This window comes from Burkholderia sp. AU19243, assembly GCF_018148075.1.
GTDB lineage: Bacteria > Pseudomonadota > Gammaproteobacteria > Burkholderiales > Burkholderiaceae > Burkholderia > Burkholderia latens_A.
Genome location: NZ_JAGSTV010000005.1, coordinates 68,681 through 93,132 on the forward strand (window position 1 = coordinate 68,681; position 24,452 = coordinate 93,132).

A 24,452-nucleotide genomic window follows, 5' to 3' on the forward strand; every position below is an offset into this window, starting at 1 on the left:
CAGCGGGCCTCCCGCTGCTGCGCATCACCGTAGAAAACACAGATGAAACCGGTCATTGCCCTCGTTGGGCGCCCCAATGTGGGGAAATCCACGCTGTTCAACCGGCTCACGCGCTCGCGCGATGCGCTGGTCGCCGACTTGCCGGGCCTGACGCGCGATCGCCATTACGGCGAGGGGCGGGTCGGCGCGCGGCCGTATCTGGTCGTCGATACCGGCGGCTTCGAACCCGTCGCGAAAGACGGCATCCTGCACCAGATGGCGCGCCAGACGCGGCAAGCCGTCGAGGAAGCGGACGTCGTCGTGTTCATCGTCGACGGCCGCAACGGGCTCGCGCCGCAGGACAAGTCGATCGCCGATTACCTGCGCAAGACCGGCCGGCCGATCTTCCTCGTGGTCAACAAGGCCGAGGGGATGAAGTACACGGCGGTCGCGACCGACTTCTACGAACTCGGCCTCGGCGACCCGCGCGCGATCTCGGCCGCGCACGGCGACGGCGTGACCGACATGATCAACGAGGCGCTGGAAGTCGCGTACGCGGGCCAGCCGGAAGAAGCGGACGAGGACGATCCGTCGCGCGGCATCAAGATCGCGATCGTCGGCCGCCCGAACGTCGGCAAGTCGACGCTCGTGAACGCGCTGATCGGCGAGGACCGCGTGATCGCGTTCGACATGCCGGGCACGACGCGCGATTCGATCTACGTCGACTTCGAGCGTAACGGCAAGAAATACACGCTGATCGACACCGCGGGCCTGCGACGCCGGGGCAAGGTGTTCGAGGCGATCGAGAAGTTCTCCGTCGTGAAGACGCTGCAGTCGATCTCGGATGCGAACGTCGTCATTCTTCTGCTGGATGCGCAGCAGGACATATCCGATCAGGACGCGCACATCGCCGGCTTCGTCGTCGAGCAGGGCCGCGCGCTCGTGATCGGCGTCAACAAATGGGACGGCCTCGACGACCACGCGCGCGATCGTGCGAAAGCGGATTTGACCCGCAAGCTGAAATTCCTCGATTTCGCGAAATCGCACTACATCTCGGCCGCGAAGAAGACCGGCATCGGCGCGCTGATGCGCTCGGTCGACGACGCGTATGCGGCGGCGATGGCGAAACTGCCGACGCCGAAGCTCACGCGCGCGCTGATCGAAGCAGTCGAGTTCCAGCAGCCGCGCCGTCGCGGCCCGGTGCGTCCGAAGCTGCGTTATGCGCACCAGGGCGGCCAGAATCCGCCGCTGATCGTGATCCACGGCAACGCGCTCGATGCGGTGACGGAAACGTACAAGCGTTACCTCGAAAACCGTTTCCGCGAAACTTTCTCGCTGACCGGGACTCCATTGCGCATAGAGTTCCGTTCGTCGAACAATCCGTACGCGGACAAGGGCTGAACACGCCTGCTACGCACGTCCCACAAGGGATAGGCCGCATGGCCCATGCCGGGGCGGGGCAGGCAAAATCGGCTATAGTGTAGCGATTGGCGCCGGATCTCTTTTTCTTCGTCGCCAATCCAGATCAACCTGCAAAAAAAGATGGAGTACGCCATGAGCAACAAAGGGCAATTGTTACAAGACCCGTTTTTGAACGCACTGCGCAAAGAGCACGTTCCCGTTTCGATCTATCTCGTCAACGGCATCAAGCTGCAAGGGAACATTGAATCGTTCGACCAGTACGTCGTGTTGCTCCGTAATACGGTGACCCAGATGGTTTACAAGCACGCCATCTCGACGGTCGTGCCGGCGCGCCCGGTGAATTTCCACCCGGACGCGGAAGCCTCGTCCTAACCCATCGCAGCGGCCGGCATCCGGTCGCCGCGAGCGACCGATGCCAGCCGCCTCATCTTGACACCCGATAATTTGATCAACGCAGCGCTCGTCGGCATCGATTTCGGCAAGACCGATTTCGAAGCCAGTCTCGAAGAACTCAGCCTTCTTGCCTCCAGTGCGGGAGCCCGTCCCGCCGTCACCCTCACGGGCCGTCGCGCCAGTCCCGATGCCAAGATGTTCATCGGCAGCGGCAAAGCCGAAGAACTGCGGCTCGCCTGCGACGCGCACAACGTCGAAATCGTCATCTTCAACCACGCACTGGCACCGGCTCAGCAGCGGAATCTGGAGCAGGCGCTTAACAGGCGTGTGGTCGATCGCACGAGTCTGATCCTCGATATCTTCGCTCAGCGCGCCCGCAGCCATGAAGGCAAGCTGCAGGTCGAGCTCGCGCAGCTGCAGTACCTGTCGACCCGGCTGATCCGCGCGTGGACCCACCTGGAGCGGCAAAAGGGCGGTATCGGCCTGCGCGGCCCCGGCGAAACGCAGCTCGAAACCGACCGCCGGCTGATCGGCGAGCGCATCAAGATGCTGAAGTCGCGGCTCGACCGGCTGCGCCGGCAGCACAGCACGCAGCGTCGCCAGCGCGCACGCAGCGGCACGATGTCGGTGTCGCTCGTCGGCTACACGAACGCGGGCAAGTCGACGCTGTTCAATGCGCTGACGAAAGCGCAGGCGTACGCGGCCGATCAGCTGTTCGCGACGCTCGATACGACGTCGCGGCGCGTGTACCTCGGCGACGAAGTCGGGCAGATCGTCGTGTCCGACACGGTCGGGTTCATCCGCGAACTGCCGCACCAACTGGTTGCAGCGTTTCGCGCGACCCTCGAGGAGACGATCCACGCGGATCTGCTGCTGCACGTGGTCGACGCGTCGAGCGCAGTGCGGCTCGAGCAGATCGAGCAGGTCAACGGCGTGCTGCACGAGATCGGCGCGGACACGATCCGGCAGGTGCTCGTGTTCAACAAGATCGACGCCGTGCCGGAGCTGGCAGCCCGCGGCGACGCGGTCGAGCGGGACGAGTATGGTAATATTTCGCGCGTCTTTTTGAGCGCGCGCACCGGTCAGGGTCTCGACACGTTGCGTGCCGCCATCGCCGAAATCGCCTCCGCGGAACACCTCTCCGGCGCGACGTTGCCCGACGACGCGCTCGACGGCGCGCCCGCAGAACCGCACGAAGACCACACGATTTCCGAACACGGGCGCTAACCGGTCCCGGCCGGTTCGCCGGCGTCCAATCTGGTGAACAAACTCTGGTGAACGAATACAACGAGCGGAGTACCTGGCGGCGGATGCGCGCCTTGCTGTCGATCAACGATCCCCGCTGGGGGCGTGGTGATGGCAAGGGCAACGACGGATCCCGTCCGCGTGCGAACGAATCGAAGCGTCCGCCCGGCGGCGACGGTGACGGCCCGCCCGATCTCGACGAGATGTGGCGCAACTTCAACCGGCGTCTGAGCGGCCTGTTCGGCGGCAAGGGCGGCAACGGCTTCCGGCCCGATAATGGCCGGGCCGCGCGCGTCGGCGTCGGCATCGTGATCGGCGTGCTGATCGCCGTATATGCGGGCAGCGGGCTGTTCGTCGTGCAGGACGGCCAGACGGGCGTCGTGCTGCAGTTCGGCAAGTTGTCGGGCACGGTAGGCCAGGGCGTCCACTGGCGCGCGCCATATCCGTTCGCGTCGCACGAGATCGTCGACACGTCGCAGGTCCGTTCGATCGAGATCGGCCGAAACAACGTCGTGCGTCTCGCGAACGTGAAGGAAGCGGCGATGCTCACGCGCGACGCCGACATCGTCGATGTGCGTTTCGTCGTTCAGTACCGGATCCGCTCCGCCACCGATTACCTGTTCCGCAGCGTCGATCCCGAGCGCAGCGTGTCGCAGGCCGCACAGGCTGCGGTGCGCGCGATCGTCGGCACGCGCAGTGCAGCCGACCTGCTGAACCAGGATCGCGACGCGCTGCGCGAGCAGCTGTCCGCCGCGATTCAGCGCGATCTCGATCGCTACCAGTCCGGGCTCGAGGTCACGGCCGTCACGATGCAGAGCGTCACGGCGCCCGAGCAGACGCAGGCCGCGTATGCGGAAGTCGCGAAGGCGCGCGACGAGCGCGAGGCTGCGAAGCGGGCCGCGCAGGCCTACGCGAACGACCTGCTGCCGAAGGCGCAGCGCGATGCGGCGAAGCTCGCCGACGACGCAAATGCGTATGCGCAGCGCGTGGTCACCGAAGCCGAAGGCGACGCCGAGCGCTTCAAGCAGGTCTATGCGCAATATTCGAAGGCGCCCGCGGTGATTCGCGAGCGGATGTACCTCGAGACGATGCAGCAAATCTATTCGAACGCGACGAAGGTGTTCGTCGGCAACAAGGGCGGCAACAGCGTCGTGTACCTGCCGCTCGACAAGCTCGTCGAGCAGGGGCGGCAAAGCGCCGCGAATGCGACGGCCGCGACGAATGCGGCGAATGCGACGGCAGCCGCTGGCGCAGCCGTGCCCGACCAGTCATCGGCGCCAGCTGCTGCCGCGTCAAGCGCGCCGGCGAGCGCGGCTTCGGCTGCCGCGGCGCCTGCACCGGGCAGCGACGTGCTGCGATCCCGCGAAGCGTTCCGCAGCCGCTCGCGCGAAGACGATACGAAGTAACGGGGAGCGCAGAACATGAACCGAATCATTGCGCTCGTCGTCGCAATCGTGATCGCCGCGTTCGCGGCGTCGTCGACCGTGCTGAGCGTCGATCCGCGCCATATGGCCGTGCTGTCGGGGCGCGACGGCGCGCAGCCCGAGCTTGCCGGCCCCGGCATCCATTTCAAGCTGCCGCCGCCGTTGCAGACTGCGACGCTGATCGATACGCGCCTGCAATCGCTCGAATCGCCGGATCCGTTGCAGGTGGCGACCGAAGACAAGCACGATCTGCTCGTTGCGTACGCGGTCAAGTACCGGATCAGCGACCCGATGAAGTACTTCACGGCGACGGGCGGCGACCCGGCTGCTGCTGCCGAGCGGCTGGCTGCCGCGCTGAAGTCCGCACTCGGCGACGCGTTCGGCAAGCATGCGCTCGACGACGCGCTCGGCGGCCAGCGGGAGATCGCGAATGCGGCCCGCGATGCGGTGCGCGTACAGGCGTCGGGCCTCGGCGTCGACGTGGTCGACGTCCAGTTGACGCGTATCGACCTGCCGGCTGCGCAGACGGACGCCGTGTATCAGCGGATGATTGCCGCGCTGCGCGATCAGGCCGCGAAGGTGCGTGCCGACAGTGCGGCCGACGTCGAGCAGATCAAGGCCGACGCGGAACGCGAACAGCAGGCGGTGCTCGCGAATGCGTACAAGTCGGCGCAGACGATCAAGGGCGAGGGCGACGCGAAGGCCGCGTCGATCGCCGCCGACGCGTTTGGCCGCGATCCGCAGTTCTATCAGTTCTACGCGAGCCTGCAGGCTTACCGGAATACGTTCAAGCGCAACGACATCATCGTCGTCGATCCCGACAGCGAGTTCTTCCGTTTCATGCGCAGCCCGACGGGCGGCGCCGCACCGGCGGCGCCTGCTCCCCGCAAACACTGACCTTGGGGCGCCGCGACGAGCGGCGCCGTCGCTCGCATGGATCTGGCTGGCTCGTTGTTGCTCGCGGTAGCACTGATGCTGATCATCGAGGGGGCGTTCCCCTTCGTGTTTCCCGTCGCCTGGCGCGACACGTTTCGTAGAATAGCGGAGCGGCCGCCGCATCATATCCGGATCGGCGGGCTCATCGTGATGGCGCTCGGGCTCGTCCTGCTGCTGCTTGCCACTTGATCGGACGGCGCACCCGCCGTTCGTTCCGCCCGATTCCGATTTCCGATTCATTTGCGGCGCGTGTGTCGCGCCCTGTTTCCCGTCGTAGGACCGTACCGATGTCGACCTGGTTACTTCCCGAGAATATCGCCGACGTACTGCCGTCGGAAGCGCGCAAGATCGAGGAGCTGCGCCGCAGGCTGCTCGACCGCTTCCGTTCGTACGGCTATGAAATGGTGATGCCGCCGCTGCTCGAATACCTCGAGTCGCTGTTGACGAGCGGCGGCGCCGACCTGCGCCTGCGCACCTTCAAGCTGGTCGACCAATTGTCGGGCCGTACGCTCGGGTTGCGTGCGGACATCACGCCGCAGGTCGCGCGCATCGACGCGCATTTGCTGAACCGTCAGGGCGTGACGCGTCTTTGCTACGCGGGGCACGTGATGCATACGCGCCCGCGCGGCCTGCATGCCACGCGCGAGCAGATCCAGATCGGCGCCGAAATCTACGGCCATGCTGGGCTGGAAGCCGATCTCGAGATCCAGCAGCTGATGCTCGACGCGCTGCACCTCGCGGGGCTGTCGCGGATCCGCCTCGATCTGTGCCACGCGGGCGTGCTCGCGGCGCTGCTCGCGCGCGACGCGCAGGCGGCCGAGCGCGGCGAAGCGCTGTACGACGCACTGTCGGGCAAGGACGTGCCGCTGCTGAGTGAACTGACCGACGATCTCGGCGCGGACACGCGCGCGGCGCTGCGTGCGCTGCCGCAACTGTACGGCGACGCAAGCGTGCTCGACGAAGCGCGCGCACGCCTGCCGGTGCTGCCCGAGATCACGCGCGCGCTGGACGACCTCGCGCAACTCGCGGTCCAGGCGAAGGGCGTCGAAGTGGCGATCGATCTCGCCGATCTGCGCGGCTACGCTTACCACAGCGGCGCGATGTTCACGGCCTACATCGACGGCGTGCCGAACGCGATCGCGCGCGGCGGCCGCTACGACCACGTGGGCCAGGCCTATGGTCGCGCGCGGCCGGCGACGGGCTTCTCACTCGACCTGCGCGAGCTCGCGCGAATTTCGCCGGTCGAGGCGCGCGGCACCGCGATACTTGCCCCGTGGGCGCAGGACGATGCGCTGAGCGCAGCCGTCGCGGCGCTGCGCGATGCGGGCGAGGTCGTGATTCAGGCGTTGCCGGGACACGACCACGTGCTTGACGAGTTCGCGTGCGACCGTTCGCTCGTCGAGCGGAACGGCGCATGGGTGGTCGAACCCCGTTAATCAGGCGTTCGCGGGCCGTCGTTTGACGTGCATATCGTTGAAGCGAAACGGAAAAATTCGGAATCGCCCGCGAACATAGGTAGAATACGTTTTTAACCAGCTAACGAATCAACATGTCTGCCAGCGCAGTGAACGTGACTCCCGGGCGCAATGTCGTCGTCGTGGGAACGCAATGGGGTGATGAAGGCAAGGGCAAGATCGTCGACTGGCTGACGGACCACGCTCAGGGCGTCGTGCGTTTCCAGGGCGGTCACAACGCCGGCCACACCCTCATCATCGGCGGCAAGAAAACCATCTTGCGCCTCATTCCGTCGGGCATCATGCGTGAAGGCGTCGCCTGCTACATCGGCAATGGCGTCGTTCTGTCCCCCGAGGCACTGTTCAAGGAAATCGGCGAGCTGGAAGAAGCCGGCGTGAACGTGCGTGACCGCCTGTTCATCTCCGAAGCCACGACGCTGATCCTGCCGTACCACATCGCGATCGACCAGGCGCGCGAAGCGCGCAAGGGCGCGGGCAAGATCGGTACGACCGGCCGCGGCATCGGCCCCGCGTACGAAGACAAGGTCGGCCGCCGCGCGCTGCGCGTGCAGGACTTGTTCGACGCAAAGACTTTCGCCGACCGCCTGCGCGAGAACCTCGATTTCCACAACTTCGTGCTGACCCAGTATCTCGGCGGCGCGGCCGTCGATTTCCAGGCCACGCTCGATACGATGCTCGGCTATGCCGATCGCCTGAAGCCGATGGTGGCCGACGTGTCGCGCCGTCTGTACGACGCGAACAATGCCGGTCAGAACCTGCTGTTCGAAGGCGCGCAGGGCACGCTGCTCGACATCGACCACGGCACCTATCCGTTCGTCACGTCGAGCAACTGCGTCGCGGGTGCGGCGTCGGCGGGCGCCGGCGTGGGTCCGCAAAAGCTGAACTACATCCTCGGCATCACGAAGGCGTACTGCACGCGCGTCGGCTCGGGCCCGTTCCCGAGCGAGCTGTACGATGCGGACAATCCGCAGCGTCAGGACCAGGTCGGTGTCACGCTCGCGAACGTCGGCAAGGAATTCGGCTCGGTTACCGGCCGTCCGCGCCGCACCGGCTGGCTCGATGCGGCGGCACTGCGCCGCTCGATCCAGATCAACGGCGTGTCGGGCCTGTGCATGACGAAACTCGACGTGCTCGACGGGCTCGATGAAGTGAAGCTGTGCGTCGGCTACAAGGTCGACGGCAAGGACGTGGACATCCTGCCGCGCGGTGCGGTCGACGTCGCGCGTTGCGAACCGGTGTACGAAACGTTCGCAGGCTGGAAGGAAAGCACTGTCGGCATCAAGACGTGGGACGCACTGCCGGCGAATGCGCAGGCATACCTGACCCGCGTCCAGCAAGTGGCTGGCGTGCCGGTCGACATGATTTCGACGGGCCCGGACCGCGACGAAACGATCCTGCTCCGCCATCCGTTCAAGGTTTAATGTTCAGCATGACGCAGCAAATCACGATGACGGCGGCAGACTTGATGACCGATCCGCGCAACGACGACAAGAACCTGTGGGTGGGCTGGGACGAATACCATCGTCTGATCGAGTTGCTCGCGCTGCAGGTGCATGAATCCGGCTGGAAGTTCGACCAGATCCTGTGCCTCGCGCGCGGCGGCCTGCGCGTCGGCGACCAGCTGTCGCGCATCTACGACGTCCCGCTCGCAATCCTCGCGACGAGTTCGTACCGCGAAGCGGCCGGCACCGAGCAGGGCGAGCTCGACATCGCGCAGTACATCACGATGACGCGCGGCAACCTCGCAGGCAACGTGCTGCTGGTCGACGATCTCGTCGATTCGGGCGTCACGCTCGCGCGGGTGCAGGAGCATCTGAAAGAGCGCTATCCGTCCGTCACGGCCGTGCGCTCGGCTGTGCTCTGGTACAAAGGTTGCTCCAAGGTGAAGCCCGATTACCATACGCAGTACTTGCCGACGAATCCGTGGATTCATCAGCCGTTCGAAGAATGGGACACGGTGCGTCCGCACAACCTCGAGGCATGGATCAAGCGCGGTCGCGCGCAGCGCGACGGCTCGGGCGCGTAAGCGGCCAGCCTTGATCGAACGAAAGCCTTGTACGGCGCCGCTTGCGGCGCCGTTTTCATTTGCGCCGCCCGCTGCGGCGATCGGCGGCGGCGGTAGGCAGACGGGGCGGGCCCGGCTATGATGGCAGCCCTGCCACAGCTCGCGCGTGATTGCATGCGCGGCGTGAATCACGTGGTGTCAGGGCAACAGGGCAGGACGGTGTTTCAGGGGGGCGCGAGTAGAATAGCGCTCGTTTTGTCCGAACCGGACCCGATTATTACGCTTCATATGAACGACACGACCCAGGCGACCGACGCCGCCCATGCGCATTCGACGCATCAACATTCGTTGCAGGCGCTCGCGATAGCGGCGATCGGCGTCGTGTTCGGGGACATCGGCACGAGCCCGCTCTATTCGCTCAAGGAAGCGTTCAGCCCCGCCCACGGCATTCCGTTGACCGAAGCGTCGATCCTCGGCGTGATCTCGCTGCTGTTCTGGGCGATCATCCTCGTGGTCGGCATCAAGTATCTGCTGTTCGTGATGCGCGCCGACAACAACGGCGAAGGCGGCGTGCTCGCGCTGATGGCGCTGTCGCTGCGGCCGCTCGATTCGAAAACGCGCGTCGCGGGCGCACTGATGGCACTCGGGATATTCGGCGCGTGCATGTTTTACGGCGACGCGGTGATCACACCGGCGATCTCCGTGATGTCGGCGGTCGAAGGCCTCGAGATCGCGACACCTCGCCTGTCGCACCTCGTGTTGCCGATCACGATCGTGATCCTGATCGCGCTGTTCTGGATCCAGCGTCACGGCACCGCAACGGTCGGCAAGCTGTTCGGGCCGATCATGGTTCTATGGTTCATCGTACTCGCCGCGCTCGGCGTGTATCACATCATGCGCGCGCCGGGCATCATCGCGGCGATCAACCCGTACTATGCCGCGTCGTTCATGGCGGACCACCTGCTGCAGGCTTACGTCGTGCTGGGCTCCGTCGTGCTGGTGCTGACCGGTGCGGAAGCGCTCTATGCGGACATGGGGCACTTCGGCGCGAAGCCGATTCGCCTCGCCGCGTACGGGCTCGTGATGCCGTCGCTCGTGCTGAACTACTTCGGCCAGGGCGCGCTGCTGATCCAGAATCCGAAAGCGATCGAGAATCCGTTCTTCCTGATGGCGCCGGAGTGGGCGCTGCTGCCGCTCGTCGTGCTGTCGACGGTCGCAACCGTGATTGCTTCGCAGGCCGTGATTTCCGGCGCGTATTCGCTGACGTCGCAGGCGATCCAGCTCGGCTACGTGCCGCGCATGAAGGTGCTGCATACGTCCGAGCTGGCGATCGGCCAGATCTACGTGCCGGTCGTGAACTGGCTGTTGCTGTTCGTGATCCTGTGCATCGTGATCGGCTTCAAGAGCTCCGACAACCTGGCTGCCGCGTACGGCATCGCGGTGACGGCGACGATGGTGATTACGACCGTGCTCGCGTGTGTCGTGATGGTGAAGGTGTGGAACTGGAACCGGCTGCTCGTCGGCGCGATCATCACGGTCTTTCTCGCGGTCGACCTCGGCTTCTTCGGCGCGAACCTGCTGAAGGTTGCGCAGGGCGGCTGGCTGCCGCTCGGGATCGGCGCGCTGTTGTTCTTCCTGCTGATGACCTGGTACAAGGGCCGTCACATCGTCAAGGAGCGCACGGCCGCCGACGGTATCCCGCTCGAACCGTTCCTGCAGGGGCTGCTCGCGCATCCGCCGCATCGCGTGTCGGGTACGGCGATCTATCTGACCGGCAACGACAAGCTCGTGCCCGTCAGCCTGCTGCACAATCTCAAGCACAACAAGGTGCTGCACGAGCGGACCATTTTCCTGACCTTCGTCACGCGCGACATCCCGTATGTGCGCGACGACAAGCGCCTCAGTTCCCGCGATGCGGGCGGTGGCCTGTACATCGTGAAGGCGCAGTACGGCTTCAACGAGACGCCTGACGTGAAAGCGGTGCTGGAGGAATTCGGCCGCACGCACGACATGACGTTCGAGCTGATGGACACATCGTTCTTCCTCGCGCGCGAAACGGTGGTGCCGACGCATCTGCCCGGCATGTCGATCTGGCGCGAACGCGTGTTCGCGTGGATGCATCAGAACGCGGCCAAGCCGACCGACTTCTTCTCGATTCCGGCGAACCGCGTCGTCGAACTCGGCACCAAGATCGAGATCTGACGTACGCACGGCCGCTCTTGCGGCCTGCGCGGTTTCTGCGGCGTGGTTCGCTGAAAACATGAAAAAAACCCGCCTTTCGGCGGGTTTTTTCATACGGCGACGATGCGTCGCGCCGCTCAGCGCTTGAGCTTCGCGAACGCCGCGGCCATCGCGCCGGCGGGTTCCGGCTCGCGCGAACGTTGCGGGCGCACCGCGCCGCGGCCGGCGCCGCCGCGATCCTGGCCGCCGCGCGGCGCCATGCCGGGTGCGGCCGCATCGTCGTCGAGGCGCATCGTCAGCGCAATCCGCTGACGCTTCACGTCGACATCGAGGACCTTGACCTTGACGACCTGGCCGGCCTTCACGACTTCGTGCGGATCCTTGATGAACTTCGTTGACATCGCGGATACGTGAACGAGGCCGTCCTGGTGTACGCCGACGTCGACGAACGCGCCAAATGCCGCGACGTTCGTCACGACACCTTCGAGCAGCATGCCCGGCACCAGATCGGACACTTTTTCGACGCCGTCGCGGAACGTCGCGGTCTTGAATTCCGGGCGCGGGTCACGACCCGGTTTTTCCAGTTCGGACAGGATGTCGCGCACGGTCGGCAACCCGAAACGTTCGTCGACGAATTCCGCCGGCGACAGGCCTGACAGTGCGTCGCGGCTGCCGAGCACGTCGTCGATCCGCTTGTTGATCTTCGCGAGAATCCGCTCGACGACCGGATACGCTTCCGGGTGCACCGACGAGCGGTCGAGCGGATTCTCGCCGCCGTTGATGCGCAGGAAGCCGGCAGCCTGTTCGAACGTCTTGTCGCCAAGGCGCGGTACCTTGCGCAGGTGATCGCGCGACGGGAACGGACCGTTCGCATCGCGATAGTCGACGATGTTGCGCGCGAGCGTCGCATTGAGGCCCGACACGCGTGCGAGCAGCGCGACCGACGCGGTGTTCGCGTCGACGCCGACCGCGTTCACGCAGTCCTCGACCACCGCGTCGAGCGAGCGGGCCAGTTCGCGCTGGTTCACGTCGTGCTGGTACTGGCCGACGCCGATTGCTTTCGGTTCGATCTTCACGAGCTCGGCGAGCGGGTCCTGCAGGCGACGCGCGATCGACACGGCGCCGCGCAGCGACACGTCGAGATCCGGGAATTCCTTTGCCGCCAGCTCCGACGCCGAGTAGACCGACGCGCCGGCTTCCGACACGACGATCTTCTGCAACCGCAGCTCCGGATGCTTCGCGATCAGCTCGCTCGCGAGCTTGTCGGTTTCGCGCGACGCGGTGCCGTTGCCGATACTGATCAGCTCGGCCTGCGTCTGCGCGGCGAGCCGGGCGAGCTTCGCCAGCGAGCCGTCCCAGTCGCGGCGCGGCTCGTGCGGGTAGATCGTATCGGTCGCCAGCAGCTTGCCGGTGCGGTCGACCACGGCGACCTTCACCCCGGTGCGCAGGCCGGGGTCGAGGCCGATCACGGCCTTCGGGCCGGCCGGCGCGGCGAGCAGCAGATCCTTCAGGTTGCGCGCGAACACGCGGATCGCCTCGGCTTCGGCCGTTTCACGCAGTTGGGTGAGGAGTTCGTTCTCGATGTGCGGCTGCACCTTCACACGCCAGCACCAGCGGCACACGTCGGACAGCCACTTGTCGGCCGGGCGGCCCTGGTTCGCGATTCCGAAATGGCGCGCGATCATCGCTTCGCCTGGATGCGGAACCTGCGCGTCGAGTTCGTCGCCGAGGCCGAGCTTAACGGTCAGCACGCCGGCGTTGCGGCCGCGGAACAGCGCCAGCGCGCGGTGCGACGGCACGGTGCGGATCGTTTCCGCGTAGTCGTAGTAGTCGCGGAACTTCTCGCCTTCCTCGTTCTCCTTGCCTTCGACGACCGCCGACGACACGACGCCCTGGCTGTGCAGGTAGTCGCGCAGCTTGCCGAGCAGTTCCGCCGTCTCGCCGAATTGCTCGGACAAGATGTCGCGCGCGCCGTCGAGCGCGGCCTTTACGTCGGCGACGCCCTTGTCGGCATCGACGTACGCGGCCGCCTCGGTTTGCGGGTCGAGCAGCGGATTGGCCAGCAGCGCCTGCGCGAGCGGCTCGAGCCCGGCTTCGCGGGCGATCTGTGCGCGCGTGCGGCGTTTCGGCTTGTAGGGCAGATAGAGGTCTTCGAGCACCTGCTTGCTGTCGGCCGCGTCGATCGCGGCGCGCAGTTCGTCGGTCAGCTTGCCCTGTTCGTCGATGCTCGACAGGATCGCGGCGCGGCGATCCTCGAGCTCGCGCAGATAAAGGAGCCGCTCCTCGAGCTGGCGCAGCTGCGTGTCGTCCAGGTTGCCGGTCACTTCCTTGCGGTACCGGGCAATGAACGGAACGGTCGAGCCTTCGTCGAGGAGTTGCACTGCCGCCGCGACCTGGCGTGGCTGGACGGACAGTTCGGTGGCGATGCGCTGTACGATCTTGAGTGCTACGGTTTCCGTCATGTCGTGGATGATCTGCCTGCTGAAATCGCGGCGCGGGCCGGCAGACCGCGCGGCGGGCTGCGAGACGGGCCCGCCGGACCAGATGCCGCGGGTGAGTGAAGCGGGGCATTTTGCCATAAATGGCGGAGCGTCCAGCCGGGGGGGTGATAGAATTTGGCACATGTCCCGCAGCTTTCCTACGACGTTGCCAACTTCCCGCATTTCTCTCGTCGCGCTCGCCGCAGCGCTTGCCGCGGCTTTGTCCGCCGGGCCCACCGCCGCATATGCGCAGGCCTCCGGCGCGGCCGTGCCTGACACCGCCGCCGCGCCGGTTGCGGCCTCTGCCACGCAGGATTTTGACGCCCGTCAAAAAGTGCTCAATCAGCGTTCCGCGGAAAACGATTATCGTTATGCGGTGGCGGAGCACGATTGCTACAGCAAGTTCTTCGTCAACCACTGTCTCGGCAATGCGCGCGACCGGATGCGCGAGGAGCGGGCAAGCATCCGTCAGGAGCAGCTCGCCCTCGACGACGAACAGCGCGCGGTCCGGGCGCAGCAGCGCGACGAGCAGCAAGCGCTGAAGCAGGCGCAGAATGCGGCGGAGGCTCCGCAACGTGCCGCGAACGAGGCGGCGAACGCCGCTGCGTTCCGCGACAAGCAGGAGCAGAATGCACTGAAGCAGGCGCAGCGCGGTGCGGAAGGGCCGCAGCGCGCCGCGAACCGGCAGGCATACGACCAGAAGCAGGCGGATTTCCAGCGCAAGCTCGACCAGGCGCACCAGCAGGCCGCGCAAAAAGCGCAGGAGCGCTCGGAGAACGCCGCGCGCTACGAGCAGAAGCAGAAGGAAGCCGCCCAGCACAAGGCCGATGTCGAGCGGCGTCAGCAGGAAGCAGCCGAGAAGGCGAAGCAGAAGCAACAGCAGGGGCAGTAACGTGGTGGATTGATCCGGAATCAGTCTCGTGCGTGCCGGCACGCCAGCCGGCGCGCTGCTTCGATGAGGAGGCGCATATGCAAAACCGTCCCACGGAACAGCAGCAGGAATTGCACAACCGTTTGGCAGCATTGCAGGAGCAGCACCAGCAGCTCGCACGGGAAATCGAGCTGAAGGAAGGACACTCCGACATCGACGACATTACGCTGCACCGGCTGAAGAAGGAAAAGCTGGCAGCCAAGGACAAAATCATTTTGCTGCAATCGCAGCTGGAACCGGATAAGCGCGCCTGAGCGCGGCCTGGCAAGCGCCGGCGCCGCCCGGGCGCTGGACACAGGAACGCTTGCCTTGAATTCACCGCTTGAAGCCAACCCCGATGCCCGGCGTGACGCGTCGTCCGCCGGGCGCGTTCGTGCGCCCGAACGCACGTTCGAGCTGAGCCGCAAGCGTGTCGACGAACTCGACACGATCTTCGGCGAAGGCGGACTCCTTGCGCGCGCGCTCGACGGTTATCGTCCGCGTCAGTCGCAGATCGAGATGGCGCGCGCGGTCGCGTCCGCGATGGAGGCGTCCGCACGCCGGTTGCCCGAGCCCGAAATCTTCGAGACCCGCAAGCGGCCTGCGCGTCGGCTGGGCGACGCCGACAAGCCGGCCGATCCCGCCGCGGACGCCTCTGTTGACACCGATACCGACGCCGGCGACAACACGCTGATCGTCGAAGCCGGCACCGGCACCGGCAAGACCTACGCGTACCTCGTACCGGCGATGCTGTGGGGCGGCAAGGTCATCGTGTCGACCGGCACGAAGCACCTGCAGGACCAACTGTTCCAGCGCGACATCCCGACCGTGCGCAACGCGCTCGCGGTGCCGGTGACGGTGGCGATGCTCAAGGGTCGCTCGAACTACCTGTGCCATTACTACCTGCAGCGTACGGCCGACAACGGCCGGCTGCCGTCGCGACAGGACACCGCGTACCTGCAGGAAATCGTCCGTTTCGCGAAGATCACGAAGAGCGGCGACAAGGCCGAACTCGCGAGCGTGCCGGAGACCGCACCCGTGTGGTCGATGGTCACATCCACTCGCGACAACTGCCTCGGCCAGGAGTGCCCGCATTACAAGGAGTGCTTCGTGATGCAGGCGCGGCGCGAGGCGCAGCAGGCCGACATCGTCGTGGTCAACCATCACCTGTTCTTCGCGGACATCATGTTGCGTGACACCGGGATGGCCGAACTGCTGCCGAACGCGAACACGGTGATCTTCGACGAGGCGCATCAGTTGCCCGAGACGGCCACGCTGTTCTTCGGCGAGACGCTGTCGACCACGCAGATCCTCGAACTCGCGCGCGACACGGTCGCCGAAGGTCTTAGCCATGCGCGCGATGCGGTCGAATGGGTGAAGCTCGGCGGCGACCTCGAGCGCGCGGCCCGCGACTTGCGCCTTGCGTTCGCGAACGACCAGATCGTGCGCATGTCGCTCGCGCAGCTCGGCGACGATCATCCGATGTTCGGCGCGCTCGACGCGCTCGACGCGGCGCTCGATGCGCTCGCATCGGCGCTGGCCGGCCAGGCCGAGCGTGCGGAGTCGCTCGGCGCCTGCCTGCGGCGCGCCCGCGAATTGCAGGATCTGCTCGCCGGCTGGGTCACGCCCGCGGCGGCGGAAGCGGCCGCGAAGGCCGATGCCGCTGCAGCCGCCAACACCGCCGCCGGCGACGACCCGGGCGAGAAGGTGCGCTGGGTCGAGGTGTTCGCGCATACCGTGCAGTTGCACGAAACGCCGCTGTCGGTCGCGCCGATCTTTGCGAAGCAGCGCGCCGGCGTGCCGCGCGCGTGGGTCTTCACGTCGGCGACGCTGTCGGTGCGCGGCGACTTCACGCACTACGCGGCGCAGATGGGCCTCAGTTCGCGGCGTTCGATGACGCTCGCGAGCCCGTTCGACTATCAGACACAGGGGCTGCTGTACGTCCCGCGCAACCTGCCGCAGCCGTCGTCGCCGGCGTTCACCGATGCCGTGTTCGACGCCGCGCTGCCGGCGATCGAGGCGGCGGGCGGCGGGGTCTTCATGCTGTGCACGACGCTGCGTGCGGTCGACCGGATCGCATCGAAATTGCGCGACGTGATCGAATCGCGCGGCTGGAACACGCCGCTGCTGGTGCAGGGCGATGCAAGCCGCACCGAATTGCTCGATCGCTTCCGCTCGTACGGGAATGCGATCCTGGTTGGCAGCCAGAGCTTCTGGGAAGGGGTCGACGTGCGCGGCGACGCGCTGTCGCTCGTCGTGATCGACAAGTTGCCGTTCGCGCCGCCGGACGACCCGGTGCTCGCCGCGCGTCTCGACGCGCTGACGCGCAAGGGCCTGAGCCCGTTCGCGGTTCACCAGCTGCCGCAGGCCGTGATCACGCTGAAGCAGGGCGCAGGCCGGCTGATTCGCGCGGAGACGGATCGCGGCGTGCTGATGATCTGCGACACGCGGCTCGTCGACAAGCCTTATGGCCGCCGGATCTGGCAGAGCCTGCCGCCGTTCAAGCGCACGCGCGAGATCGCGGTCGTGCAGGACTTCTTCGACGAGCATCGCGCGCAACAACGCGCGTAGGCATACCGTCGCGCGCTGCCGCAGACGGCAACAAAAAACCCGGCTCGATGGCCGGGTTTTTTGCTGGTGCGGCGGGCGTCGCTCAGAATTGCCACCACGACTTCTTCGAGCCCGGTCGCGAGTGGCCCGTGATGTACGGGCTGTCCGGGAACGTGCCCGCGAGCACGCGCTTCGTATCTTCTGCGAGTTGCGGCTGGTTCAGCTTGCCGTACGACAGGATCATGATGTGCAGCGCGTCTTCGATTGCGGGCGCACCCTTGTAGTCCTTGATCGCGAGTTGCGCGCGGTTGATCGCCGCGACATATGCGCCGCGCCGGTAGTAGTAATCGGCCGCATGCACTTCGTGCGACGCGAGCGCGTTGACGATGTAGCGCATCCGGGCCGCCGCATCCGGCGCGTACTTGCTCTTCGGGAAGCGGTCCACGACCACCTTGAACGCATCGTACGATTCGCGCAGCGCCTGCGGATCGCGCTCGCTCATGTCCTGGCCGGAAAAGCGGCCGAACAGGCCGAGATCGTCGTTGAAGTGGATCATCCCCTTCAGGTAGTACGCGTACGGGATGTCCGGGTGGTCCGGGTGGAGTTGGATGAAGCGGTCGACGGCCTGGTCGGCGGCGGCCGGTTCGTTGTCCTTCCAGTTGCAGTACGCGACGTTGATCTGCGCCTGTTGCGCGAAATGACCGAACGGATCGCGGCCTTGCAGCGATTCGAAGTATTTCGCGCACTTGCCCCAGTCGCCGCCGGACAGTGCGTCCTGGGCCTCTGAGTATAATTTGTTGTTCGACCAGGTAGCCGTCTCGTCCTGCTTCTGCGGCAAGCCGTGGCAGCCGGCGATGAGGGCCGCGGCCGCTACCGCCGCAGCTCGGGCGGCGACGGTTTTGGCCGTACGTTTGGTCGAATTCATCATGCTCGCATGTCCTAGCTTCAAGTCTCGGTGACCCAGTCTAAATGACCCGTTCAAGTTCGCAGAATGCCCCGCGGGGCAAGTCAAATCGCGAAGATTATAGCCCAAGCGATCGGCCCGCCGACGCAGCGTCAGGGGATTCCCTCGATGACGATCTGGCCGGCGACGCGATCCGGGCGCCCGTCGTGCCGTCCGCCGCGGGCGACGACGCGCCTCGGATCGTCGAAGTGCCGTTGCCGCTTGCCGGCGAGCGCCTCGACAAGGCGCTTGCCCAGCTGTTTCCCGAATTCTCCCGCAGCCGCCTGCAGAGCTGGATCGACGCGCAGCGCGTGCTGGTCGACGGCGCGCCCGCGAAGATCCGTCAGCCGGTGCCGCTCGGCGCGAAAATCGCGCTCGTGCCCGACCTGCTGCCGGAGCAGCTCGCGTTTACGCCGGAGCCCGTGCCGCTCGACGTGATCTACGAGGACGATGCGCTCGTCGTGATCAACAAGCCGGCCGGCCTCGTCGTGCATCCGGCCGCCGGCAACTGGAGCGGCACCATCCTCAACGGCCTGCTGCACCGCTACGGCGACGCGGCGGCCGGCCTGCCGCGCGCGGGCATCGTGCACCGGCTCGACAAGGAAACGTCGGGCCTGATGGTGGTGGCACGCACGCTCGCCGCACAGACCGATCTCGTGCGCCAGTTGCAAGCCCGCACCGTGAAGCGCCGCTATTTCGCGCTCGTGTGGGGCACGATGCCCGACGAAGGCACGATCGACGCGCCGATCGGCCGCGATCCGCGCGAGCGCACGCGCATGGCTGTCGTCACCGGCGCGTCGGGCAAGCCCGCGCGCACGCATTTCCGCACGGTTGACACATGCGTGTGGCAACGTCAGCCCGTTTCGGCGATCCAGTGCGATCTCGAAACCGGACGCACGCATCAGATCCGCGTGCATTGCTCGCATGCCGGGCATCCGTTGCTTGGCGATCCGGTGTACGGCCGCGCGCGCGGCAAGCGCTCGGTCGCGCCGCTGCCGAACGGGTTCGCACGGCAGGCGCTGCATGCGTGGCGGCTCGGCCTCGTGCATCCGGTCACGGGCAAGACGATGCAGTGGCGTTGCCCGCTGCCGGACGACATGAACGCACTGGTCGCGGCGCTGGGCTTTGGCCAGGATGACGAATTCGACGATGATGACGACGTCTACGACGACGATTTCGCCGGCGAGTATCACGACGATGAGCCCTACGTGGACGACGAGGAGGAGTGAGTGCCGATGACGAACCTGGCGCCGTTGACATGGCATGACTGCATCCGCCCCGACTGGCACGTTTCGCCGCGCGTGCGGGCGCTGATCACCACGCGCGACGGCGGCGTGAGCGAAGGTCCGTATGGGCGCTGGCGGGATGGCGCCGCGTTGGCGGGCGGCATGAATCTCGGCCTGCACACCGGTGACGATCCGGCCCATGTCGCCGCCAATCGCGCGCGACTGCTCGCGCTCGCAGGCCAGTCGCGCGCGGCGTGGCTCGAACAGGTGCACGGCGCGCGGATCGTGCGCGCGGACGAGGTGATCGGCGCCGCGCCTGAGGCCGCGGCACCCGTGCAGGCCGACGCGAGCGTGACGGATCGTGCGGGTGCGGTCTGCGTCGTGATGGTCGCGGACTGCATGCCGGTGTTGCTGTGCGATGCGCAGGGCAGAGCCGTGGGTGTCGCCCACGCGGGCTGGCGCGGACTTGCGGCCGGCATCGTCGAGCAGACCGCGGCCCGCGTTGCCGCGCTCGCGGGCGGCGCGACGGACCAGCTCCATGCGTACCTCGGGCCGGCGATCGGTCCGCAGGCATTCGAAGTCGGCGCGGACGTGCGTGATGCGTTCCTCGACACGGCTGCGCAGTCGGAGCATGATGAAACGCGGCAGGCGTTCGTCGCGAGCGATGCCGCGCCGGGCAAGTTCCTCGCCGATCTGCCTGCGCTTGCCCGGCTGCGACTCGCTCGCGCTGGCGTTGCGCACGTGAGCGGCGGAACCGCATGCACGGTCACCGAACCCGCGCGCTTCTACTCATACCGGCGCGACCGCATCACCGGGCGCATGGCCGCAGCCATCTGGCTGACCGAATGACGGCCGGCCGCGCGCTCGAACGCGCGGCTTATTGCACTGCAAAATGGACTTGTCTCGATATTGACGCGGCAATGCGTCGTTGCACTGACTACCTAATGAATAATCGCAGCGTCAAGTCAAGCAAAATATTTTATGTTTCCGCGGAAGCCTTGTCCCGTCTGTCGCGCGCGGATTATCTCCGGGATGAAACGTTCAGTGGTTTGACGCGGTGCTTCACATGGGGAAAACGATAATGATAAAAATACCGCACTGCGGCAGAATCTGGAGACGCCTCTCCAGAGCATGACGGCCCGGCTCGCAGTCGGCATGCGGCGCGCGAGCAGGATTTCACGATTGACGCTCACGAATCACCGGTAAGGCAGGTAATGACAGCATCGAAAAATTCGTCGACGTCCGCTCAGGCGGGCACTTCCGCGGGCAGCACCGGTTTCGGTCAGGCCGCGCAGCCGATGCAGCAGATGTTCGAGTCATGGCTGAACGCATGGCGCGGCTTCGCCGATCCGGCCCGCGCCGCAACGGCCGCGACTTCCGCGAACCCGTTCGCCGCCTTCCAGTTCCCCGCATCGCTCCCGTTCCAGATGCCGGCGATGCCCGATCTGGGCGGCCTCGGCAATCTCGCATCGCCGTTCGCGGGCCTGAAGCTGCCGGTTGCCGCGATTCCTCCCGAACGGCTCCAGAAGTTGCAGTCCGACTATGCGCGCGACTGCATGACGCTGATGCAGCAAGCCGCTGCCGCCAAGTTCGAGCCGCCGGAACTGAAGGACCGCCGCTTCAGCGCGGATGCATGGAAGGCGTCGCCCGCACATGCGTTCGCGGCGGCGTGGTATCTGCTCAACGCGCGCTACCTGCAGGAACTGGCCGATGCGCTCGAGACCGATCCGAAGACGCGCGAACGCATCCGCTTCTCGGTCCAGCAGTGGACGGCCGCCGCCGCGCCGAGCAACTTCCTCGCACTCAATCCCGACGCCCAGAAGTCGATCCTCGAAACGCAGGGTGAAAGCTTGCGCCAGGGGATGATGAATCTGCTCGGCGACATGCAGCGCGGCAAGATTTCGCAGACCGACGAATCGCAGTTCGTGGTCGGCAAGAACCTCGGCTGTACCGAAGGCTCGGTCGTCTACGAGAACGACCTGATCCAGCTGATCCAGTACGCGCCGAAAACGGACAAGGTGCTCGAGCGGCCGCTGCTGATCGTGCCGCCGTGCATCAACAAGTTCTACATCCTCGATCTGCAGCCCGAGAATTCGCTCGTCGCGCATGCGCTGTCGAACGGCCATCAGGTGTTCCTCGTGTCGTGGCGCAATGCCGATGCATCGGTCGCGCACAAGACGTGGGACGACTACATGAACGAAGGGCTGCTCGCGGCGATCGACGCCGTGCAGCAGATCAGCGGCCGTGAGCAAATCAACACGCTCGGCTTCTGCGTCGGCGGCACGATGCTCGCGACCGCGCTGTCGGTGCTTGCCGCACGCGGCGAACATCCGGCCGCGTCGATGACGCTGCTCACCGCGATGCTCGACTTCACCGACACCGGCATCCTCGACGTGTTCGTCGACGAGGCGCACGTGCAGATGCGCGAGCAGACCATCGGCGGCAAGAACGGCGCGGCGCCGGGCCTGATGCGCGGTGTGGAGTTCGCGAACACGTTCTCGTTCCTGCGGCCGAACGATCTCGTGTGGAACTACGTCGTCGACAACTATCTGAAGGGCCGCACACCTGCCGCGTTCGACCTGCTGTACTGGAACAGCGACTCGACTAGCCTGCCGGGCCCGATGTACGCGTGGTACCTGCGCAATACCTATCTCGAGAACAAGCTGCGCGTGCCGAATGCGCTGACCGTGTGCGGCGAATCCGTCGACCTGTCGCGCATCGACGTGCCGACCTTCATCTACGGGTCGCGCGAGGACCACATCGTGCCGTGGCAAACGGCGTATGCGTCGACGTCGATTCTGACGGGCCCGCTGAAGTTCGTACTCGGCGCGTCGGGCCACATCGCGGGCGTGATCAATCCGCCGGCGAAAAAGAAGCGCAGCTACTGGGTCAACGACAACGATTTGCCCGAATCCGCGGACGACTGGTTCGCCGGCGCGACCGAGCAACCGGGCAGCTGGTGGACGAGCTGGGTCGAATGGCTCGACCAGTACGGCGGCCGCAAGGTGGCGCCGCCCGCCACTGCAGGCTCCGCGCAGTTCCCGGTGATCGAGCCGGCACCTGGCCGTTACGTGTTGCAGCGCGATTGACGAAAACCGGACAGCGGCGCACGCTGTCCGGTGCCCCGCAGTTTTTTTAACAGGGACGGTAGCGATGCACCGTGTCGTGCCGGCCCGGAGGAAACGGAAATGACGGACGTAGTGATCGTATCGGCCGCGCGGACCGCGGTCGGCAAATTCGGCGGCTCGCTCGCGAAGGTTGCGGCACCGGAGCTGGGCGCGACGGTGATTCGTGCGGTGCTAGAGCGTGCGGGCGTGAAGCCCGACCAGGTGAGCGAAGTGATCATGGGCCAGGTGCTGACGGCGGGCTCCGGGCAGAACCCGGCGCGCCAGTCGCTGATCAAGGCCGGCCTGCCGAATGCGGTGCCGGGCATGACGATCAACAAGGTGTGCGGTTCGGGCCTGAAGGCCGTGATGCTCGCGGCGAACGCGATCATCGCGGGCGATGCGGAGATCGTGATCGCCGGCGGCCAGGAAAACATGAGCGCGGCGCCGCACGTGCTGCCGGGCTCGCGCGACGGCTTCCGGATGGGTGATGCGAAGCTGGTCGACACGATGATCGTCGACGGGTTGTGGGACGTGTACAACCAGTACCACATGGGGATCACCGCGGAGAACGTTGCGAAGGAATACGGGATCACGCGCGAGGAGCAGGACGCGTTCGCGGCGCTGTCGCAGAACAAGGCGGAAGCCGCGCAGAAGGCCGGCCGTTTCAACGACGAGATCGTGCCGGTGGCGATTCCGCAGCGCAAGGGCGAGCCGGTGCAATTCGCGACCGACGAATTCGTGCGCCACGGCGTGACGGCAGAATCGCTGGCGGGGTTGAAGCCGGCGTTCGCGAAGGACGGGTCGGTGACGGCGGCGAACGCGTCGGGGCTGAACGACGGCGCGGCGGCGGTGCTGGTGATGTCGGCGCAGAAGGCGGCGGCGCTGGGTCTGACGCCGCTTGCGCGGATCAAGGCGTACGCGAACGCGGGCGTGGATCCGAGCGTGATGGGCATGGGCCCGGTGCCGGCGTCGCGCCGTGCGCTGGAGCGCGCGGGCTGGACGCCGGGCGACCTGGACCTGATGGAAATCAACGAAGCGTTCGCGGCGCAGGCGCTGGCGGTGCACAAGCAGATGGGCTGGGACACGTCGAAGGTGAACGTGAACGGCGGGGCGATCGCGATCGGCCACCCGATCGGCGCGTCGGGCTGCCGGATCCTGGTGACGCTGCTGCACGAGATGGTCAAGCGCGACGCGAAGCGCGGGTTGGCGTCGCTGTGCATCGGCGGCGGGATGGGCGTCGCGCTCGCGGTCGAGCGTCCGTAACGTCCGGCGTCGCGGTATAAACCAATCCGGGTGCCGGCCGATTGCGGCTTCGGCCGGCGCTACGTGAAGTCAGAGGGGGCCTCCGGCAGCTCTCGAATCTAAAAATGGAGTGAGATTTATGTCTCAGCGAATTGCGTACGTAACGGGCGGGATGGGCGGCATCGGCACCAGTATTTGCCAGCGTCTGTCGAAAGACGGCTTCAAGGTGGTCGCAGGTTGCGGCCCCAACTCGCCGCGCCGGGTGAAGTGGCTCGAGGACCAGAAGGCGCTCGGCTACGATTTCATCGCGTCGGAAGGCAACGTCGGCGACTGGGACTCGACCAAGGCAGCGTTCGACAAGGTCAAGGCCGAAGTCGGCGAGATCGACGTGCTGGTCAACAACGCGGGCATTACGCGCGACGTCGTGTTCCGCAAGATGACGCACGAAGACTGGACGGCCGTGATCGACACTAACCTCACGAGCCTGTTCAACGTGACGAAGCAGGTGATCGACGGGATGGTGGAGCGCGGCTGGGGCCGCATCATCAACATCTCGTCGGTGAACGGCCAGAAAGGGCAATTCGGGCAGACGAACTACTCCACCGCGAAGGCCGGCATCCACGGCTTCACGATGGCGCTTGCGCAGGAAGTCGCAACGAAGGGCGTGACGGTCAATACCGTGTCGCCCGGCTACATCGGCACCGACATGGTGAAGGCGATCCGTCCGGACGTGCTCGAGAAGATCGTCGCGACGATTCCGGTGCGGCGTCTCGGTGCGCCGGAGGAAATCGGCTCGATCGTCGCATGGCTTGCATCGAACGATTCGGGCTTCGCGACCGGCGCCGACTTCTCGCTGAACGGCGGCCTGCACATGGGCTGAACGTCCGGGCTGCGCAGGCCGGCTCGGCCGTGCAGCCTGGCGTTTCCGAAGGCC

20 protein-coding genes are annotated in these 24,452 nt (G+C 66.1%); 18 read left to right on the forward strand and 2 right to left on the reverse strand.

Features of this window, described 5'->3' with window-relative positions:
- Positions 1-42 precede the first annotated feature (42 nt).
- From der to KDW55_RS11680, 10 genes are all read left to right on the forward strand, one after another.
- Positions 43-1,380 carry a ribosome biogenesis GTPase Der gene (der, locus tag KDW55_RS11635; protein WP_052111045.1) on the forward strand — a complete coding sequence of 446 codons (1,338 nt, stop codon included), beginning with the start codon at positions 43-45 and terminating at the stop codon, positions 1,378-1,380.
- A 153-nt stretch (positions 1,381-1,533) separates the two neighbouring features.
- Positions 1,534-1,773 carry an RNA chaperone Hfq gene (gene hfq / locus KDW55_RS11640; protein WP_006399927.1) on the forward strand — a complete coding sequence of 80 codons (240 nt, stop codon included), beginning with the start codon at positions 1,534-1,536 and terminating at the stop codon, positions 1,771-1,773.
- Positions 1,774-1,845: 72 nt separating this feature from the next.
- A complete protein-coding gene (hflX, locus tag KDW55_RS11645) occupies positions 1,846-3,021 on the forward strand; it encodes a GTPase HflX (protein ID WP_069241437.1) in 1,176 nt (391 codons plus the stop codon).
- Between the two features lie 47 nt (positions 3,022-3,068).
- Positions 3,069-4,445 (forward strand): FtsH protease activity modulator HflK, encoded by a 1,377-nt coding sequence (gene hflK, locus KDW55_RS11650; RefSeq protein ID WP_040144275.1) that lies wholly within the window; start codon positions 3,069-3,071, stop codon positions 4,443-4,445.
- Between the two features lie 15 nt (positions 4,446-4,460).
- Entirely contained in the window at positions 4,461-5,360 is a 900-nt protein-coding gene (locus KDW55_RS11655) for a protease modulator HflC (RefSeq protein ID WP_069241436.1), read from the forward strand.
- Between the two features lie 36 nt (positions 5,361-5,396).
- Positions 5,397-5,588: a DUF2065 domain-containing protein gene (locus tag KDW55_RS11660; RefSeq protein WP_009687995.1), complete on the forward strand. Its 192-nt coding sequence runs from the start codon at positions 5,397-5,399 to the stop codon at positions 5,586-5,588.
- Between the two features lie 98 nt (positions 5,589-5,686).
- On the forward strand, positions 5,687-6,835 hold the full coding sequence (locus KDW55_RS11665) for an ATP phosphoribosyltransferase regulatory subunit (protein WP_069241435.1): 1,149 nt from the start codon (positions 5,687-5,689) through the stop codon (positions 6,833-6,835).
- 113 nt (positions 6,836-6,948) lie between these two features.
- On the forward strand, positions 6,949-8,295 hold the full coding sequence (locus KDW55_RS11670; RefSeq protein WP_040144272.1) for an adenylosuccinate synthase: 1,347 nt from the start codon (positions 6,949-6,951) through the stop codon (positions 8,293-8,295).
- 8 nt (positions 8,296-8,303) lie between these two features.
- Entirely contained in the window at positions 8,304-8,900 is a 597-nt protein-coding gene (locus tag KDW55_RS11675; protein WP_040144962.1) for a phosphoribosyltransferase, read from the forward strand.
- 267 nt (positions 8,901-9,167) lie between these two features.
- Entirely contained in the window at positions 9,168-11,081 is a 1,914-nt protein-coding gene (locus tag KDW55_RS11680) for a potassium transporter Kup (RefSeq protein WP_040144271.1), read from the forward strand.
- A 116-nt stretch (positions 11,082-11,197) separates the two neighbouring features.
- Here KDW55_RS11680 and KDW55_RS11685 read toward each other — a convergent pair whose 3' ends face one another.
- Positions 11,198-13,522 (reverse strand): Tex family protein, encoded by a 2,325-nt coding sequence (locus KDW55_RS11685; RefSeq protein ID WP_040144270.1) that lies wholly within the window; start codon positions 13,520-13,522, stop codon positions 11,198-11,200.
- A 160-nt stretch (positions 13,523-13,682) separates the two neighbouring features.
- Here KDW55_RS11685 and KDW55_RS11690 point away from each other — a divergent pair, with 160 nt between their 5' ends.
- The 3 genes from KDW55_RS11690 (at position 13,683) to KDW55_RS11700 (ending at position 17,021) form a co-directional block, all read left to right on the forward strand.
- Positions 13,683-14,432 carry a hypothetical protein gene (locus tag KDW55_RS11690; protein WP_209821750.1) on the forward strand — a complete coding sequence of 250 codons (750 nt, stop codon included), beginning with the start codon at positions 13,683-13,685 and terminating at the stop codon, positions 14,430-14,432.
- A gap of 77 nt (positions 14,433-14,509) precedes the next feature.
- Positions 14,510-14,725, forward strand: coding sequence for a YdcH family protein (locus tag KDW55_RS11695; RefSeq protein ID WP_006755091.1), 216 nt, complete (start codon positions 14,510-14,512; stop codon positions 14,723-14,725).
- A 55-nt stretch (positions 14,726-14,780) separates the two neighbouring features.
- Positions 14,781-17,021: an ATP-dependent DNA helicase gene (locus tag KDW55_RS11700; protein WP_212147873.1), complete on the forward strand. Its 2,241-nt coding sequence runs from the start codon at positions 14,781-14,783 to the stop codon at positions 17,019-17,021.
- A gap of 82 nt (positions 17,022-17,103) precedes the next feature.
- Here the strand turns inward: KDW55_RS11700 and KDW55_RS11705 are convergent, their stop codons facing one another.
- A complete protein-coding gene (locus KDW55_RS11705; RefSeq protein WP_040144267.1) occupies positions 17,104-17,928 on the reverse strand; it encodes an outer membrane protein assembly factor BamD in 825 nt (274 codons plus the stop codon).
- A 41-nt stretch (positions 17,929-17,969) separates the two neighbouring features.
- Here KDW55_RS11705 and KDW55_RS11710 point away from each other — a divergent pair, with 41 nt between their 5' ends.
- From KDW55_RS11710 to KDW55_RS11730, 5 genes are all read left to right on the forward strand, one after another.
- Entirely contained in the window at positions 17,970-19,172 is a 1,203-nt protein-coding gene (locus KDW55_RS11710; RefSeq protein WP_212160609.1) for an RluA family pseudouridine synthase, read from the forward strand.
- A 6-nt stretch (positions 19,173-19,178) separates the two neighbouring features.
- Positions 19,179-20,018 carry a peptidoglycan editing factor PgeF gene (gene pgeF / locus KDW55_RS11715; protein WP_040144265.1) on the forward strand — a complete coding sequence of 280 codons (840 nt, stop codon included), beginning with the start codon at positions 19,179-19,181 and terminating at the stop codon, positions 20,016-20,018.
- 365 nt (positions 20,019-20,383) lie between these two features.
- Complete coding sequence (gene phaC / locus KDW55_RS11720; protein WP_212160610.1) at positions 20,384-22,258, forward strand: class I poly(R)-hydroxyalkanoic acid synthase; 1,875 nt, start codon at positions 20,384-20,386, stop codon at positions 22,256-22,258.
- A gap of 99 nt (positions 22,259-22,357) precedes the next feature.
- On the forward strand, positions 22,358-23,539 hold the full coding sequence (locus KDW55_RS11725) for an acetyl-CoA C-acetyltransferase (protein ID WP_040144263.1): 1,182 nt from the start codon (positions 22,358-22,360) through the stop codon (positions 23,537-23,539).
- Positions 23,540-23,657: 118 nt separating this feature from the next.
- The gene (locus KDW55_RS11730) at positions 23,658-24,398 is read left to right on the forward strand and encodes a 3-ketoacyl-ACP reductase (protein ID WP_040144262.1); all 741 of its coding nucleotides are present in this window, start codon (positions 23,658-23,660) and stop codon (positions 24,396-24,398) included.
- Positions 24,399-24,452: the final 54 nt, after the last annotated feature.